Below are 16,002 nucleotides of genomic sequence, written 5' to 3'. Positions count from 1 at the left end.
CACCAGACACGAAAAAAGGCGGTGGTTTGCACCACCGCCTTTTAAGTGCATAAAGTCTCGTCGACTTAGCTTGCTGCAACAGCTGCGGCAACAACAACCAGCAGGATCAGCGGCAGGATGATGCCCTGCGACGAACCTTGGGTCTCTTCGACAACAACAGGTGCTTCAACAACCGGCTCTTCCAGGTTGCCAGCATATGCGGTCGAAGCAGCAGCGGTCAGAGCAGCAGCGAGAACGAGTTTCTTCATATTAACCTCCAGAATTTGCGCGATTCCCAATAGCGAAACCACGCATCTAAGACTTACCTCGTGAGTTTTTCTAATCAGCAATGCAGGCGGATTGCAATTGCAACTTGTCCCGCAAGCGGGTTCGTGCGCGAAAATGTCGTCAAATTAGCAACACTTGCGTGCCGACCTTAGCCATAGAAAACAGTTCGGCGATGTCATCGTTGAACAAGCCAATGCACCCGTTCGACGACCGGCGTCCAATTTTACGCGTATCGTGGGTGCCATGGATGCGATAATACTTCCAGCTCAGATATAAAGCGTGTGTTCCCAGCGGGTTATCAGGACCCGGCGGAATATAATCCGGCCATTCAGGGTTGCGCTTCTTCATCGATGGCGTCGGTGACCAGCTTGGGCCTTCCACCTTGCGAATGACACTGGTGCGTCCGCGACGGGTCAATTCCTCGGTCAGAGGCACCGAAGAGGGGTACAGTTTGTATACGGATTGATCATCTGACCAATAATGCAGCGCTCTGGATACGGTATCCACCAGAATAGCACCGTTTCGAGTGTTCGAAAAATAGGGCTGCCAGTCCAGCGCACGGAATCCCGACACATTGCGGCGTACCGGAGCTTCCGGTTCCGGGGCGGGGCGTAGCGGGTCGCCCGGAATATACTGAGCCAACGCAGGCGAGGCCAAGCTGGCGGTTGCACCGGCCAGGAATCCCCGGCGCGTCGATGTAAGAATATGTTTCTTGACCATGGAGATCGGTCCTCTGCTAACAGCAAATGCAAAATCTAAGGCATTTTATGGCCAGAATGCTTCAGTCGCAAATCAAACCGGCAGAATCACGCAAGGTTGGGGCATTGTAGGTTTGCTCCGGGCGGTCAAGCAGGCTATTTCCCTTCTCGACACAATATTTAGGCCGATCATGACACGTATTCTTTCTCTACTAGCGATTTGTTTTGTCGCACTTGCGGCATGTACCGATTCGGGCACATCCGCTATTGGCGCCGATGGCAGGCCGCTGCCATCTGTGTACAAAATTCGTGGCAACCCTGAAAAGCTGCAGTTCAGAATGCTGGATTCGGTGAATGCCTTGCGGCAAGCATCTGGCCTGCAACAGGTCCAATTGAACTCGCAACTGAATGCAGCTGCCGCCACTCATGCGAAAGACATGGCGCGACAGAATCGGCCCTGGCATTTTGGTTCGGACGGTTCGTCTCCGTTGGATCGCGCGGCGCGCGCCGGTTACTTCGGTACATTCCTGGGTGAAGCGATCTCGGAAACCTTTGAGACCGAGACCGAAACGCTGGCCGCATGGATGCAGGAACCCGGTCCTCGTGCCGTGATCATGGACCCGCGCGCCACCCAGATGGGATTCGCCTGGCACCAAGAAGGCGGTGGCAAGATCTGGTGGACGCTGGAGATGGGATCCGGCGGCTGATCACGCCAGATAAAGAAACAAAAAAAGCCCCCGACAAATCGGGGGCTTTTTTGTTGATAAGTGGGCCAATCAGGCAGCTTGCATCGATTGCGCTTCAGTCAGAATGGCATACAGCTTTACCGGGTCAGGGTTGGCCCGCAGCTTGGCGCAGACCGATTGCTCGCGCAGCGTGCGCGAGACCAACGCCAGCGCCTTAAGGTGTTCAACCCCCGCCTCTTCTGGCGCAAACAGGGAAAACGCCAAATCGACCGGCTGACGATCGACCGAGCCGAAGTCGATGGGCTTTTCCAGCATGACAAACACACCCGAAACCGATTCTAGTTCGGAAAGCCGTGCGTGCGGAAGTGCAACACCATGTCCAACACCAGTTGGGCCAAGGCTCTCCCTCTCAAGCAGGCTGTCTACGATCGTCTGAGCATCCAGCCCAAGCGTCGCGGCGCCCACATCGCCAATTTCCTGAAACAAACGCTTCTTGCTGGAAGCAGCGGACAGTACACGCACCGCTTCTGGCTTTAGAATGCTCGAAAGCTCCATCATTTTGCTCCTAAGCCGTGCCCCCAGCTATTCGGGGGCAGGCCGATTAGTCTTGCCTGTTACGGATCGATCCAACCGATATTGCCGTCCTCGCGGCGATAAACGACATTCAATCCGTCCTTGTTCTCATTTCGGAACACCAGTACCGGAGCACCAGCGAGTTCCATCTGCATGACGGCTTCACCAACACTGAGCGATGGGATCTTGGTTTCCATCTCAGCCACGATCATAGGCTGCAGCGATTCGGGTTCGTCTGCCGTCTCCGATTCGTCAGAGGCGAGGATATAAGAGGACGCGCCAAAGAGTTCAACCGGCTCGGACCGATCCTTGTGGTGGTCTTTCAGGCGGCGCTTATAGCGTCGCAGTTGTGTCTCCATCTTGTCGCAGCAGCCTTCGAATGCCGCGTAAATCTCGGTCGCGTGCGCCTTGGCCTGTGCGGTCAGGCCGGTCGACAGATGCACGGTGGTTTCGCATACATATTCATGCGCCGAACGGGAAAAGACGACGTTGGCGTCTGTAGGCCGCTGGGCATATTTGCCCACGACCTCGCCCAGTTCGGTCTGCACATGGGTCTGCAGGGCCGCACCGATGTCGATCTGTTTTCCGCTGATTTGGTAACGCATGTGATCTCCTTCACAATTCACACCCATTCTGACGTCGCGTAACGCGACTGACTTGTTTTTATCGGGTGGGGGGTATCGGCATGTTCTGCGGTTGCCGTTGGCCCGGCCCTTCAACGAAGGGAGATCGAGATCCAGTTTGGAACCGAAGAAATGCCATATGCCAATTGAGCCAAGAGGTGAGGGAAGAGTCAATCAAAACAGGTGTGTATATACGTGATTTCCGTCATGCATCAGGCGCATCTCCGCACAACCTTATGAAATACGGAAGTTTTCACCCAGATAGACCCGGCGAACATTTTCGTTTTCGACAACTTCATCGGGCGTGCCTGACATCAAAACCTGGCCGTCATGCAAGATATAAGCCCGATCCACAATCTCCAGCGTTTCCCGGACGTTATGATCCGTGATCAGCACTCCGATGCCACGCTTTTTCAGATCGGCCACCAGATGCCGGATATCACCGACACTGATCGGGTCGACACCCGCAAATGGTTCGTCCAACAGCAGATATTTCGGATCGGCGGCCAGACAGCGCGCAATTTCGACCCGGCGGCGTTCCCCGCCGGACAATGCCAATGCAGGCGCTCGGCGCAGGTGTTCGATGGAAAAGTCCGATAGCAGCTCTTCCAGCCGCTCCTTGCGGCGATGGGCATGTTTAACCGTGATATCTAGAACCGAAGCGATGTTGTCTTCAACGCTCATCCCGCGGAAAATCGACATCTCCTGCGGCAGATATCCGATCCCCATCCGTGCACGACGATACATCGGCAGGGTCGTGACGCTCTGCCCATCAATCGTGACCGTGCCCGCTTCGGGGAAAACCAGACCGGCGACAGAATAAAAAGTGGTGGTCTTGCCCGATCCGTTCGGGCCTAGCAACGCCACGACCTCGGAGCGGTTCAATTCCATGGACACATCGCGAATGACGGTCTTCTTGCGATAAGACTTTCGTAGCTTTTCGATCTTCAGACCAGAAGAACCTTCAGCGATGGAGAGTTCGGGCCGGTTCATCAGTTGCCACCTTGTTGCAGAATGGTTTTGACACGCCCTGACATCGTCGCAGTTCCCGTCGTCAGATTTGCAATCATCTCGTCGCCGCTGATGATACTTGGGCCCTGCGTCAGCAACACGTTGCCCTTCATCTCAATCACGCCGGAGTCGATGGTGTATTCTGCCCAATCGCCCTCGGCTGCGTCGGGCGGACTGACCAGAACCACGTTTTCGGTGGCCTCCATCCGTTCGATGGCCGAGCGTTCTTCGTTATAGATGACAAGAACCCGGTCTGCCGTCAGGCGCATCTCACCCTGGATGACAATGACGTTGCCGATAAACTCGGCCGATCCATCTTCCTGATTCACGTTCAATGTCTCGGACGTCACCTCGACCGGCAGCGTCGGGTCGGCATTGACAGAGCCGAACGCCACCTGAGCCTCTTGTGCAGAAACAGGTGTGGCTCCGACAGCCACGGCTAGACACAAAAAGGCGACACGTAAATCGAACACAAGTTATCTTTCTGCTTTTTGCGGCTCATATATCAACTTCACGCCGCCTGTAAAAAGAATATGAACCGGACCGTCCTTTTTTTCGGTCCCAAACACCATTCTTCCGGCAGTAAAGTCGCCAATCGGACCGGTTCCGTCAATCTGGCCAGGGCTATCACCACGTATTTCATCCAGTGACGTATTCAACAGGTCGGTGGTGACCTGGATGCCGTCTCTGGTGGTGATGACCACATCCCCTGCAAACGTTGCAGTACCCTTGTCTGGCCTGATGATGCCTGTGTTGGATTCGAGTGTGATCTCGCCCCCATTGCTTAGTCCAAAGCGGCCCTGCACTTCGGCTGCCGTCGGTGTGTCGCCATCGCCACCCTGACTGGCCCTTCGGGCTTCGACGCGGATTTCCTCGCCCTTGCGGGTGACACCTTTATAGTCGGGCCGCGTGACCACCTGGTCTGTCAGCCGGTCGTCAATATCCTGATCACTGAACGGCACCGAGACATTGGTGTCGACGCTGCGAGAAAGAAGAAAGACAGAAGACAGCAACAAAATCGCCACAAGCGGTAGCAGTACCTTCAGGAACTGCACCCATCGGGAATGGCGATCAACTTCAGCCATCTTCCTAACCCAATCCTACACGCAGACAGTCATGTATGTGCAGCAGACCCAAGGCTGGGCCATTTGTGTCAGGATCAACCACAAAGAGTGACGTGATCTTGCGATCGTTCATGATTGCAACCGCCTCCTCCGCCATAGCACTTGGCGCAATGGTCATTGGATTTTCGGTCATCACCTCTTCGGTGTTTTTGCTCAATAGCCCGTCCATGTTCCTGCGCAGGTCGCCATCGGTCACAATACCCAGCAAACGACCTGCCTGATCAGTGACTCCCACAACACCAAAGCTCTTCTGACTCATGACCAGCAGCGCCTCGCTCATCGGGGTGCCAGCGGTCACCAAGGGCAAATCTTCATGCATCAGATCACGCACAGTAGACAGTTGCGCCCCCAACTTTCCACCGGGGTGGTAAGCGCGGAAATCTTCGGGTTTGAAATCCCGGTACTTCATCAGCGCAATCGCCAGCGCGTCGCCCATCGCCAGTGTCAGCGTCGTCGAGATTGAAGGCACCATCCCAAAACCACAGGCCTCTCCCAGCGACGGGATCAGCAGATGCACATCCGCCTGTTTCATCAAGGTGCTTTCCGGCTTGCTCGACAACCCGATCAGCGGAATTCCAAAGCGACGCGTAAAGGCCAGCAAGTTCGCCAGTTCCGGCGCTTCACCTGAGTTCGAGATCGCAAGGACCACATCGCCTTTCGAGACCATGCCCAAATCACCATGGCTGGCTTCGGCGGGATGGACAAAATAGGCGGGCGTACCAGTGCTGGCCAGAGTCGCCGCGATCTTGTGGCCAATATGGCCGGATTTGCCGATACCACTGATAATGATGCGGCCAGTGGCCTGCAGGATCAGTTGCACGGCTTCGGCGAAATGCTCGTCCAAGCTTTCGGCAAGGACCTCCAATGCGCGGGCTTCGTCGGTAACGACCTGCCGGGCGGTTCTGAGGAATGCTTCGGTGTCAGTCATGAGTGCGCAAAAATATCAGTTTCGGGCCAGCCTGCGAGGTCAAGCTTCGCACGCATTGGCAAGAAGTCAAAACACGCCTGCGCCATTTCGGTGCGGCCTTCGCGGGCCAGACGTCCGTCCAGTGCATCCCGCAGTTGGTGCAGGTACAAAACATCCGATGCCGCATAGTCCAACTGGGCATCAGTCAGCGTTTCAGCGCCCCAATCGCTCATCTGCTGCTGCTTCGAGATATCGACGCCAATCAGTTCCTGACACAGGTTCTTAAGACCATGACGATCAGTATAGGTGCGCACCAACCGGCTGGCGATCTTGGTGCAATAGACCGGGGCGGCCAAAGCGCCGAAGGTGTGATACATCGCAGCAATATCGAAGCGGCCAAAGTGGAACAGCTTCAAAACATTCGGGTTTTCCAGCATCGCACAGAGGTTCGGCGCCTGCGTCTGCCCAATCTCGACCTGAACGATATGGCTGTTGCCGTCCCCTCCTGACATCTGGATTACGCACAGGCGATCTCGATGCGGGTTCAACCCCATGGTTTCACAGTCAATGGCCACGATGGGGCCCAAATCCAACCCGTCCGGCAGGTCATTTTTATACAGATGGTTCGCCACGGAATTGTCCTTTGTGCGCTTTCGGCCCCGAGATAGGCGGTTTGGCCCGCAAACTCAACGCCGTCCTTGGAAAAGCGGCACCCTTGACCTTATGGCCAACACGAGAACTATGGATGCGACACCGCGATTGAGAAATTCCGACAATGCTCAGCATCCTGAGAAACCGCACTTACAGACATCTGCTGGCCGCGCAGATCGTGGCGCTGACCGGAACCGGGCTGGCGACGGTTGCCTTGGGGCTGTTAGCCTTTGATCTGGCCGGAGAGGCCGCCGGGATGGTCCTTGGTACCGCTCTTACGATCAAAATGATCGCCTATGTCACCGTTGCCCCGCTTGCTGCTGCCTTTGCCGAGCAGCTGGATCGTCGCCGGATGCTGGTCGCACTGGATCTGGTGCGCGCTGTGGTTGCGCTCTGCCTGCCTTTCGTGTCCGAAATCTGGCAGGTCTACGTGCTGATCTTTGTGCTGCAATCCGCCTCAGCCGGATTTACACCCGCGTTTCAGGCCACCATCCCGGATGTGCTGACCAACGAACAGGACTATACCAAAGCCCTGTCCCTGTCGCGGCTGGCTTACGATCTGGAAAGCCTGTTGAGCCCAATGCTGGCTGCCACCTTGCTGCTGTTCGTCAGTTTCGACAGCCTGTTTCTGGGCACCTGTATCGGTTTTGTCGCCTCGGCCCTGCTTGTAGTGTCTGCAACCCTACCCTCACCCAAACCAACCCAGCCGCGCGGCATCTACGACCGCACCACGCGCGGCATACGGATTTACCTTAAGACCCCGCGCCTGCGCGGCCTGCTGGCGCTGAGTTGGAGCGCGGCCGCGCTCAGTTCGATGGTCATCGTCAACACGGTCGTGATCGTGCGCGGCGATCTTGGTCTTTCTGAAAGCGCCGTTGCCGTCGCGCTGGCCGGGTTCGGCGGCGGTTCGATGCTCGCGGCATTTGCACTGCCACGCCTTCTTGATCACATTCCAGAGCGTCGCGTCATGCTGGGTGGCGCATCATTGGCGACGGGCACCATGGCGGTGGCAGCGCTGCTATCTGTCACTCTGCCGATGACATTAGGTTTGCTGACAACGACATGGCTATTGATTGGTTTTGGGTATTCCAGCATGCTGACGCCTTCGGGCCGCCTGCTGACCCGATCCGCCCACCCCGAAGATCGACCCGCCGTGTTTGCCGCACAGTTCACTCTGTCTCATGCTTGCTGGCTGGTGCTTTATCCCCTGGCCGGGTGGCTGATGACCCGATTTGGCGCAACTGTGGCGATGGCCGGAATGGTAACTGCCGCGATTCTGGGTCTGGTTCTTGTGCTCATTGCCTGGCCACGGCGCGAAGACAATGCGGTGGTTCACGGCCATCCTGACCTCCCGCAGGATCACCCCCACCTGTCTGGGCCAAAACCTCATGCGCATCCGATTGTCATTGATGAACTGCATCCCCGTTATCCGCACCAGCCTTGAGCCCGGGCACCAAACTGCCCTAAACCGGGACTATACCGCCTGAATCCGGAGCCGTAATGGACCAGCTTGATCGACGCATCATCGCCGCCTTACAGCACAATGCGCGCGACTCGACGACCCGCATTGCAACAACACTTGGCGTCGCACGGACAACGGTGCATGAACGCATCAATCGAATGGAAGAGCGGGGCGTCATCGCTGGTTACTCGGTCGTCCTGCACGAAACCGAAGATACGCCACGCGTTCAGATCATCGTTCTGCTTGAAGTGCAGCAGAAAGAAACCACACGTATCATCAAGCGGCTTGAAGCTTATCCCGAGGTCAAATTGTGTTTGTCAATCAATGGCGAATTTGACCTGCTGCTTTCCGCCGAAGCGCCACGGATCGAAGACCTCGACATTCTGGTCGATGAACTTGCGCGCATCCCTGGCGTGTCGCGCACCAACACCAGCGTGGTCTTCGGTCGAAAGATTGATCGAAACTAAGGCACGCTAACTCCCTGTAAACAGGTAACTGGATAGCTTGGCCCGGACTGATCAGAATCCCGGACCGGCAGAATGCCAATTCAAAACCTCCTGATTGCGGCGCTTATGTTTTTGGCGCAGGCCGCAGACGCGGCGACAACGGCAGCTCTTTGTGACCGCGCAGCGCAACGGGCTGCGCTGGCCGAAGACGTTCCGCTCGATGTTCTAAAGGCAATTGCCCGCGTTGAAACAGGCCGCACGCTGGACGGGGTTCTGGAACCCTGGCCATGGACCGTCAATCGTGAAGGACAGGGATATTGGTTTGCCTCCGAGGTTGAGGCAAAGTCTTACGTGTTCGACATCTTCAAATCCGGTGTACGCAGCTTTGACGTCGGTTGCTTTCAGATCAACTATCGCTGGCACGGTAAGGCTTTTCGCTCGATCGACGCGATGTTCGATCCGGATGAAAACGCAACCTATGCAGCACGGTTTCTGGCCCAGCTTTATGCGGAACTTGGATCATGGCCTGCCGCTGTCGGGGCCTACCACTCGCGCACGCAGCACCTTGCGGCCTCATATTCTGACCGTTTTCAGACCGTCCTGGCGCAACTGGATGGCTCGGGCACAGCCCACGAACGCGATCCATTCACCGCATCTGCCAGCCCACTCATCCCGCTGAACGCTCATCCGGTCGGCCAGAACGCGCTGGGGTCACTGGTTCCCGAAACCTCTACAGCCACCGCCTTTATCGCTTTCAATTAGGAGCAGATAGTGCCCCGTATCGATCCCCGCACCTTGTTCTCTCCGACCATACTGCTGGCGCTGGCGCTGATGGCGGTCATCGTGATGATGATCCTGCCCATGCCAGCCTGGGTACTGGACGTGGGGCTGGCGGCATCCTTTGCGCTGGCGATTCTGATCTTCACATTGACGCTGTTCATCGAACGGCCACTGGATTTCTCATCCTTCCCGACGATCCTGCTGGCCTCACTGATGTTGCGCTTGTCGCTTAACGTGTCCTCAACCAAGCTGATCATCGGTCAGGGGCACACCGGCACCAACGCCGCTGGTGACGTGATCGAAGGTTTCGCCCAGTTTGTCATGGGCGGCAGCATCTTTCTGGGCCTTGTGGTGTTTGGCGTTCTGCTGATCGTGAACTTCATGGTCATCACAAAGGGTGCGGCCCGCATGGCCGAAGTGGGTGCCCGGTTCGCGCTGGACGGGATGCCAGGCAAACAGTTGGCCATCGACAGTGACATGTCGGCTGGAGCCATCGATCACCAGCAAGCCAAAGAACGGCGCGAGCGCGAGCAGCAGGAAACCACCTTTTTTGGTTCGCTCGACGGCGCGTCGAAATTCGTCAAAGGCGATGCGATTGCCGGGTTGCTGATCACACTTCTCAACCTCGTGATGGGATTGGTCATGGGGGTCATCGTGCATGGGATGCCGGTATCGTCCGCCTTCGAAACCTATGCAATCCTGACCGTTGGGGACGGGTTGGTATCGCAGATACCAGCAGTGATCATCTCGATTGCGTCCGCCTTGCTGTTGGCGCGTGGCGGTACGCAGGGTGCAACCGACAATGCGATCTTCTCGCAGCTTGGACGCCACCCGGCGGCGTTGGGCACCGTAGCGGTTCTGATGGTGCTGTTCGCCCTGGTGCCCGGTTTGCCGTTCTTACCGTTCATTCTTGGGGCGGGGGTGCTGGGCTATGCGGCTTATTCAGGCCTCAGACAACGCAACGCCAGCGAGGCAGAGGCTCAGACCCCCGAGGCCGAGTCTGATACTCCGGTCTCGCAGGCTATCGGTGATATCCTGGACCTCGACGACGTTCACTTGGAATTCGCCCCTGATCTGGTCAGCATGGTGCTGAACCCCGGTACCGGCCTTGACGCGCGGATCGCCAACATGCGGACCTATGTCGCCTCAAGCTTTGGGCTTATCCTGCCCGAAATTCGATTGACTGACCGCGCCGATCTTCCGACCGGAACTTATGTGATCAAAGTACAAGGGGTCGAACAGGCGCGTGGTGTTCTGAATTCTGAACTCGTGCTCGCACTGGTACAGGACGGGCACGACTTTCTACCTGATGGCACCGATGTGACCGAACCCGTCTACGGTGCCCCGGCGCGCTGGATATTGCCCAAGGACCAGGAGGTCGCCGCACTGAATGGGGCCACCATCGTCACCCCTCCTGAAATTCTGGCAACCCATCTGCTGGAGATCATCAAACAGAATTTCTCGCGCCTTTTGACCCTGAAATCCCTTCGCCGCCTGCTGTCCGAGATGACGCGGCTCAGCGATCCGACCCGAGCCGAAGCCAACCGCAAAATGCTGGACGAATTGATCCCAGACAAGGTGCCGATCGACACACTGCATGCTGTTCTGCGGCTGTTGCTAGACGAACGGGTCTCGATCCGAAACATGGCGCTGATCCTTGAAAGCATGGCCGAAGCACGATTGACCACCACCCAGCCCGAAGGGATCTGCGAACTGGTCCGCCAGCGGCTGGGCTTTCAACTGGTTGCCGACATGAAGCGCGAGGACGGCTCGATCCCTCTGATCCAACTCGCGCCGGAATGGGAGGACACATTTGCCACCTACCAGATCGACGCCGCGAACGCAGGTATCGACGTGGCACTACCGCCCAACCTGTTCAATAAGCTGGCCGATGGAGTTGTCGATAGCGTCGCAAAATCAGCAGATCACGGGTTGTTCCCGGCGGTCGTAACCACGACCCGCCGACGCAGATTGCTCAGGACCATTATGCACGCGCGCGGCGTCGCCAACCCCGTCCTGTCTTTTGAAGAGATCGGGCTTGAGGCGCGCCCCGCCTTGGTCGGAACGGTGCCCGCGTGATCTCAGTCCCGTCAGAGCTTTTGCCACATCTGGGGCAAAACCTGTGGCATCTGTTCGCCGTATTTCTTCGTGTGTCCGCATTGGTTTCGCTGCTACCGGCCTTTGGTGAACGCAGCGTCCCCGTGCGGGTCAAACTGGGCGTGGCAGTTGCTTTCACAATGATTGTCATTCCCGCCATACCCGCATCGGGTGTTATGCCGGGCTTTCACAAAATGATTGGATTAATCACCATCGAAGTCTTGATCGGTCTTATGCTCGGCATCGGGTTGCGCCTTTTTGTCCTTGCATTACAAACTGCAGGTTCAATCGCGGCGCAAGCGACATCCTTGTCTCAGATCCTGGGCGGAGCGGCCGCAGAACCTGTCCCGGCGATGGGGTATCTGCTGACGCTGGCCGGCTTGGCGCTGGCGGTATTGCTTGGCCTTCATATCCGTGCAGCGCAGTTCATGATCCACAGCTATATGCTGTTTCCGATGGGCGCGCTTCCAACTGCGCCTGATCTGTCGCAATGGGGCGTTGCGCAAGTCGCCCGCAGCTTTGGACTGGCCTTTGCGCTGGCGACGCCCTTTGTCATCGCATCGCTGATCTACAACCTCGCACTGGGCGTAATTAACCGCGCCATGCCGCGGCTCATGGTCGCTTTTGTCGGTGCCCCAGCAATCACTTTCGCAGGCCTTTTCCTGCTTTTCGCCGGGGCACCATTGATCTTGGCAACCTGGTCTGACGCTTTGTTCACCTTTCTCCAGAACCCGCTTGGAGGGCTGCGATGAGCGCATCAGACGACGACAGTGATAAGTCATTTGAGGCGACCCCGCAAAAGCTGGAAAAAGCCCGCAAAAAAGGCGAGGTGGCGAAGTCCAATGATCTGTCGGTTGTGGCTGCATACATGGGACTGCTCGTCGCACTTTTGCTCACGGGGCAATTCACGGCAGAGCATCTGGGGACTGTGTTCGTGGTCTTGATCGACCAATCAGATCAATTCGCAAGCTTGCTGACCGTCGGACCCGCGACATCCACCGTCGCTGGGATTCTGAGATCAACTATGGCACCAATCGCCGCGTTGTTTATCGTACCGGCAGTCGCGGTGTTGCTCAGCCTGATCGCCCAGCGCGCACTGATCTTCGCGCCGGAAAAGCTGAAACCACGCGGTTCACGCATCTCGATCGTCTCAAACGCAAAGAACAAGTTTGGCAGGGGCGGGTTGTTCGAATTCGCCAAGAGCTTTGTTAAATTGTTGATCTATGGAACATGCCTGACCCTATTTTTACACGTCCACCTGCCAGAGATTCTGACAGCTAGTGCAGCCGCTCCGAGATCCTCAATTCTGTTGATGATGAACTTACTAAGCCAATTTCTGTTTATCGCCATAATGATCGCGCTGGCGATCGGCGTGATCGACTATCTGTGGCAACATGCCGAACACCTTCGCAAAAACAGAATGTCACGCAAAGAAATTCAGGATGAAACCAAGGATTCCGAGGGTGATCCGCACGTCAAACAGCAGCGTCGCCAACGCGCGCAGGACATAGCAACCAATCAGATGATGGCGGATGTGCCCAAGGCCGATGTGGTGATCGTCAACCCGACGCATTATGCGGTGGCGCTGAAATGGTCGCGTGCAAGTGGCAGCGCTCCGGTTTGCGTCGCCAAAGGAGTAGATGAAATCGCGGCAACAATCAGGGCCACGGCCGGAGACGCAGGCATTCCTATTCATTCCGATCCACCAACAGCACGCGCATTGCACGCGACCGTCGGGATCGGACAGGAAATTACCGAAGAATACTACCGACCCGTTGCAGCTGCTATTCGGTTTGCCGAAGCCATGCGCAAACGAGCGAAGGGTCAGGTCGGATGACGCAAGATCGCATGGGCAACCTTTTGACCGTCGCCGAAGCTGTTTATCAACGGGAACACCAAAAATTGCACCCTTTGTTGCAGCGCGAAGCCCAGTTGCTTCAGCAATTGACGCGTCTGGATTCTCAATTAGCCGAAGTAAAATCGACGAGTTCACAGTCGGATGGCTATCAGGTCACCGGCGCAGACCTGTTGTGGCACGGCTGGGAATCTTTGACACGGCGCAACCTGAACACCGAGTTGGCGCGCCTGCGATCACAAAAGCTTGCGGCAATGGAAGAATTGCGTGGGGCATTTGGGCGCAAACTGGCCGTTGCCGATCTGTCGCGCCGCCTGCAGGAACACAAGCGACGCGTGCGACAATCTAAAGCTCAGGAATCGTAACCCCAACCCGTTCAGGTATCCTGTCGGCTGACACTCATGATCAGAACTTGCGAGACATCTTCGCCCAGATCCTTTCTCGCAACCTCCAGCAACGCATTGCGCAAAGCCGTCAGGTTGTCTGACCGCGTGAATGCGCCGTCAAACCCGCCGATATTGGCGTGATCAAACAGAACTTGCAGAAACCGGTCCCTTAATTTTGGCTCGATCTCATAAAACGCTTCGGCAATCCCCGGCCTCACCTCAAGGCTGAGGGACATGGTGACGAGCGCCGATATCTCGTCCTCGGAAACCACGGGGACCACGAACTGTTTGGTGAGTTTCAAATACTCATGTGTTTCTGATTGATCATCTTTGCCGGGTTTAGTTTTGTTTTTCTTGTCTTCATTGGGTTTTTGCCCAGCCTCCGCAAGATCTTCAGCTTCCCCGGACGGGGACAATAGGATCCGGGCGCCCGCACCGGCAGCCAGGCCGAAAACCAGAAAAACGATCGGTAGTAGTTTTCCCATCAGAGCGGCCCTCAGAACGGTAGCAAGGTATCAAGTATCTGTTGTCCATAGCGTGGTTGCTGCACATCCGTGATCTGCCCGCGGCCACCATAAGACACCCGCGCTGACGCGATCTTGTCATAGGTGATTTCATTCTGGCGCGAGATATCTTCGGGGCGGACATAGCCCGAGACCAGCAGTTCCCGAAGTTCGAAATTCACCCGCAGTTCTTGCGATCCAGAAATCGAAAGCACACCGTTTGGCAACACGTCGACGACCGTTGCCGCCACGCGCAAGGTCAATTTTTCTTTGCGTTTGACCGATCCCTTGCCTTTGCTGACCGAAGCCGAGTCAATTGAAACGGCATCATCAAGTGAGGCCCCTTCAGGTAGTCGTTCACCTGCGCGCTGAGGAAGGCCGAAGAGTTCCGGCACCGCAAGACTTTCTGACCCGGCCCGCGACCGGTTGGTGTCGTTGGATATTTCGGCCTTTTCATCCAGCTCGATCACGACTGTCAGAATATCCCCTTTTTTCATCGCCCGTTGATCACCAAGCAAGGAATGCTGACCGCCACTCCACAATGATGACTGATCAACGGTTCGCTGAGGCTGGCTGTGCAAAGGTAGTCCGGGCCACAGCATCGCAACATGCTCAGGCGATTCCGTGTTTGGTGTCAGGCTGGGCGGCTTGCCAAGGTGGTCCAATCGTCCACACGCCGCAACACTCAGAACGACAAGTAGCAGGGGTTTCGAAAGGCTCGGCATCATTTAACCTCAATTTGTCCATCGGGACGGATTACGCCCGTTACTGTTGTGCGAGACGCCAGATTCATGACACGGATACGCTCGCCTGCTGCGCCCCGGCCCAACGCGCGGCCTTCGGCAGTGATCGATAGCGCGACGTGATCGAACACCAGCGTCACCAGATCGTTTCGGTCCACGATCGCAGGCGGACCGACATCGGCAGGGCGGATTGGCCGACCTGGATAAAGCGCAACACGTGCCTCCTGACCGATAAGATCCTCTGGCCTACGAACCGCCCCATTGACCTCAGTGGTTTTGATTTCGAGGTCGGATGAGACAATGACCTCTTTGGCGCGGATCGTGCGGGTCGGCACAACGATCTCGGCCAAGCTTGGCATCGGCATCATGCATAGTATGAGGGTTAACAGGCGCATCACCGCACCTGCGTGGTCGCGCCCATCATCTGGTCGACGGCGGAAATAACTTTGGCGTTCATTTCGTAGCCACGCTGCGCTTCGATCAGTTCCGTGACCTCGCGCACCGCATCGACAGAGCTGTCCTCAAGATAGCCCTGCCGCAATGTGCCCAGCCCATCTTCGCCCGGGGTGCCGACCACCGGTGCACCCGAGGCTTCGGTTTCCTTGAAGAGGTTGCTACCAATGGCCTCAAGACCCTTGGCGTTCGAGAAGCTGGCCAGCGTAAACTCGCCCAGCAACTGCCCCTCGGCCGTATCATCGAAATAGGCATAGACCTCACCCGCCGCATTGATCGAGATCGATCTGGCATCGTCTGGAATGGTAATTTCAGGGGCAACGGCAAAGCCATCAGAAGTTACGATCAGACCTTCGGCCGAACGTTTCAGGCTTCCGTCTCGGGTAAAGGCGGATTGGCCATTCGGCATGGTGACTTCAAGGTAACCTCGCCCTTCGATGGCGATATCCAGATCACTGCCTGTTGCCGAGAGCCCACCCTGTTGCAGCTGTACGGTGACGGCGGCAGGGCGCACGCCCAACCCAAGCTGAATACCTGTCGGAAGGACCGTTCCATCCGAGGCATTGACCGCCCCGGCGCGCGCCATCTGTTGATAGTGCAGATCGGCAAACTCGGCCCGGCGGGTGTTGTAGCCGGTTGTATTCATATTCGCGAGGTTGTTTGAAATTGTCTCAACCCGCATCTGCTGTGCGGTCATGCCCGTAGCCGCGATCTTCAATGCTCGCATGTCGTATTCT

At 56.7% G+C, this 16,002-nt stretch carries 21 protein-coding genes; 8 read left to right on the top strand and 13 right to left on the bottom strand.

Annotation, left to right across the window (positions count from 1 at the left end):
- Nucleotides 1-65: 65 nt before the first annotated feature.
- Complete coding sequence (locus tag ACR0I1_RS19345; protein WP_010442520.1) at nucleotides 66-248, bottom strand: hypothetical protein; 183 nt, start codon at nucleotides 246-248, stop codon at nucleotides 66-68.
- A gap of 139 nt (nucleotides 249-387) precedes the next feature.
- Nucleotides 388-987 (bottom strand): L,D-transpeptidase, encoded by a 600-nt coding sequence (locus tag ACR0I1_RS19340; protein WP_170395325.1) that lies wholly within the window; start codon nucleotides 985-987, stop codon nucleotides 388-390.
- A 169-nt stretch (nucleotides 988-1,156) separates the two neighbouring features.
- Between ACR0I1_RS19340 and dalA the strand changes: the two genes are divergently transcribed.
- A complete protein-coding gene (gene dalA, locus ACR0I1_RS19335) occupies nucleotides 1,157-1,672 on the top strand; it encodes a divisome-associated lipoprotein DalA (protein WP_255611997.1) in 516 nt (171 codons plus the stop codon).
- Between the two features lie 69 nt (nucleotides 1,673-1,741).
- Here dalA and ACR0I1_RS19330 read toward each other — a convergent pair whose 3' ends face one another.
- From ACR0I1_RS19330 to ACR0I1_RS19300, 7 genes are all read right to left on the bottom strand, one after another.
- The gene (locus ACR0I1_RS19330) at nucleotides 1,742-2,206 is read right to left on the bottom strand and encodes a PTS sugar transporter subunit IIA (RefSeq protein WP_170395318.1); all 465 of its coding nucleotides are present in this window, start codon (nucleotides 2,204-2,206) and stop codon (nucleotides 1,742-1,744) included.
- 59 nt (nucleotides 2,207-2,265) lie between these two features.
- Nucleotides 2,266-2,829 (bottom strand): ribosome hibernation-promoting factor, HPF/YfiA family, encoded by a 564-nt coding sequence (gene hpf / locus ACR0I1_RS19325; protein WP_039541074.1) that lies wholly within the window; start codon nucleotides 2,827-2,829, stop codon nucleotides 2,266-2,268.
- Between the two features lie 252 nt (nucleotides 2,830-3,081).
- The gene (gene lptB, locus ACR0I1_RS19320; RefSeq protein ID WP_170395315.1) at nucleotides 3,082-3,840 is read right to left on the bottom strand and encodes an LPS export ABC transporter ATP-binding protein; all 759 of its coding nucleotides are present in this window, start codon (nucleotides 3,838-3,840) and stop codon (nucleotides 3,082-3,084) included.
- Complete coding sequence (locus tag ACR0I1_RS19315; protein ID WP_255611996.1) at nucleotides 3,840-4,331, bottom strand: LptA/OstA family protein; 492 nt, start codon at nucleotides 4,329-4,331, stop codon at nucleotides 3,840-3,842. The genes lptB and ACR0I1_RS19315 overlap by 1 nt, the downstream gene beginning before the upstream one ends.
- 3 nt (nucleotides 4,332-4,334) lie before the next feature.
- Nucleotides 4,335-4,943 carry an LPS export ABC transporter periplasmic protein LptC gene (locus ACR0I1_RS19310; protein WP_170408672.1) on the bottom strand — a complete coding sequence of 203 codons (609 nt, stop codon included), beginning with the start codon at nucleotides 4,941-4,943 and terminating at the stop codon, nucleotides 4,335-4,337.
- Nucleotides 4,944-4,947: 4 nt separating this feature from the next.
- On the bottom strand, nucleotides 4,948-5,910 hold the full coding sequence (locus ACR0I1_RS19305) for a KpsF/GutQ family sugar-phosphate isomerase (RefSeq protein WP_170395309.1): 963 nt from the start codon (nucleotides 5,908-5,910) through the stop codon (nucleotides 4,948-4,950).
- On the bottom strand, nucleotides 5,907-6,521 hold the full coding sequence (locus ACR0I1_RS19300; RefSeq protein WP_480707575.1) for a ribonuclease D: 615 nt from the start codon (nucleotides 6,519-6,521) through the stop codon (nucleotides 5,907-5,909). Before ACR0I1_RS19300 ends, ACR0I1_RS19305 begins: the two co-directional genes overlap by 4 nt.
- 143 nt (nucleotides 6,522-6,664) lie before the next feature.
- On the opposite strand from ACR0I1_RS19300, the gene ACR0I1_RS19295 reads away from it, so the two are divergent.
- From ACR0I1_RS19295 to ACR0I1_RS19265, 7 genes are all read left to right on the top strand, one after another.
- Nucleotides 6,665-7,984, top strand: coding sequence for an MFS transporter (locus ACR0I1_RS19295; protein ID WP_480707574.1), 1,320 nt, complete (start codon nucleotides 6,665-6,667; stop codon nucleotides 7,982-7,984).
- A gap of 56 nt (nucleotides 7,985-8,040) precedes the next feature.
- Entirely contained in the window at nucleotides 8,041-8,469 is a 429-nt protein-coding gene (locus ACR0I1_RS19290; RefSeq protein ID WP_480707573.1) for an Lrp/AsnC family transcriptional regulator, read from the top strand.
- Nucleotides 8,470-8,541: 72 nt separating this feature from the next.
- The gene (locus ACR0I1_RS19285) at nucleotides 8,542-9,210 is read left to right on the top strand and encodes a lytic transglycosylase domain-containing protein (RefSeq protein ID WP_480707572.1); all 669 of its coding nucleotides are present in this window, start codon (nucleotides 8,542-8,544) and stop codon (nucleotides 9,208-9,210) included.
- Between the two features lie 9 nt (nucleotides 9,211-9,219).
- Nucleotides 9,220-11,307, top strand: a complete 2,088-nt coding sequence (gene flhA, locus ACR0I1_RS19280; RefSeq protein WP_480707571.1) for a flagellar biosynthesis protein FlhA — start codon at nucleotides 9,220-9,222, stop codon at nucleotides 11,305-11,307.
- Complete coding sequence (locus ACR0I1_RS19275; RefSeq protein ID WP_480707570.1) at nucleotides 11,304-12,077, top strand: flagellar biosynthetic protein FliR; 774 nt, start codon at nucleotides 11,304-11,306, stop codon at nucleotides 12,075-12,077. The genes flhA and ACR0I1_RS19275 overlap by 4 nt, the downstream gene beginning before the upstream one ends.
- Entirely contained in the window at nucleotides 12,074-13,162 is a 1,089-nt protein-coding gene (gene flhB / locus ACR0I1_RS19270) for a flagellar type III secretion system protein FlhB (protein WP_480587506.1), read from the top strand. Before ACR0I1_RS19275 ends, flhB begins: the two co-directional genes overlap by 4 nt.
- Before the next feature lie 23 nt (nucleotides 13,163-13,185).
- Entirely contained in the window at nucleotides 13,186-13,545 is a 360-nt protein-coding gene (locus ACR0I1_RS19265; protein ID WP_480437394.1) for a hypothetical protein, read from the top strand.
- An 11-nt stretch (nucleotides 13,546-13,556) separates the two neighbouring features.
- Here ACR0I1_RS19265 and ACR0I1_RS19260 read toward each other — a convergent pair whose 3' ends face one another.
- The 4 genes from ACR0I1_RS19260 to flgG are packed head-to-tail and all read right to left on the bottom strand — an operon-like array spanning nucleotide 13,557 to nucleotide 15,992.
- On the bottom strand, nucleotides 13,557-14,051 hold the full coding sequence (locus ACR0I1_RS19260) for a flagellar basal body-associated FliL family protein (RefSeq protein ID WP_170408681.1): 495 nt from the start codon (nucleotides 14,049-14,051) through the stop codon (nucleotides 13,557-13,559).
- An 11-nt stretch (nucleotides 14,052-14,062) separates the two neighbouring features.
- The gene (gene flgH / locus ACR0I1_RS19255) at nucleotides 14,063-14,794 is read right to left on the bottom strand and encodes a flagellar basal body L-ring protein FlgH (protein WP_480707597.1); all 732 of its coding nucleotides are present in this window, start codon (nucleotides 14,792-14,794) and stop codon (nucleotides 14,063-14,065) included.
- The gene (gene flgA, locus ACR0I1_RS19250; RefSeq protein ID WP_480571223.1) at nucleotides 14,794-15,207 is read right to left on the bottom strand and encodes a flagellar basal body P-ring formation chaperone FlgA; all 414 of its coding nucleotides are present in this window, start codon (nucleotides 15,205-15,207) and stop codon (nucleotides 14,794-14,796) included. Before flgA ends, flgH begins: the two co-directional genes overlap by 1 nt.
- Nucleotides 15,207-15,992 (bottom strand): flagellar basal-body rod protein FlgG, encoded by a 786-nt coding sequence (gene flgG, locus ACR0I1_RS19245; RefSeq protein ID WP_170408683.1) that lies wholly within the window; start codon nucleotides 15,990-15,992, stop codon nucleotides 15,207-15,209. The genes flgA and flgG overlap by 1 nt, the downstream gene beginning before the upstream one ends.
- Between the last annotated feature and the right edge of the window lie 10 nt (nucleotides 15,993-16,002).

Source organism: Ruegeria sp. B11, from assembly GCF_056539785.1.
Note: the sequence above shows the minus strand (reverse complement) of the source record. Positions and strands in the feature narration are given on the sequence as shown.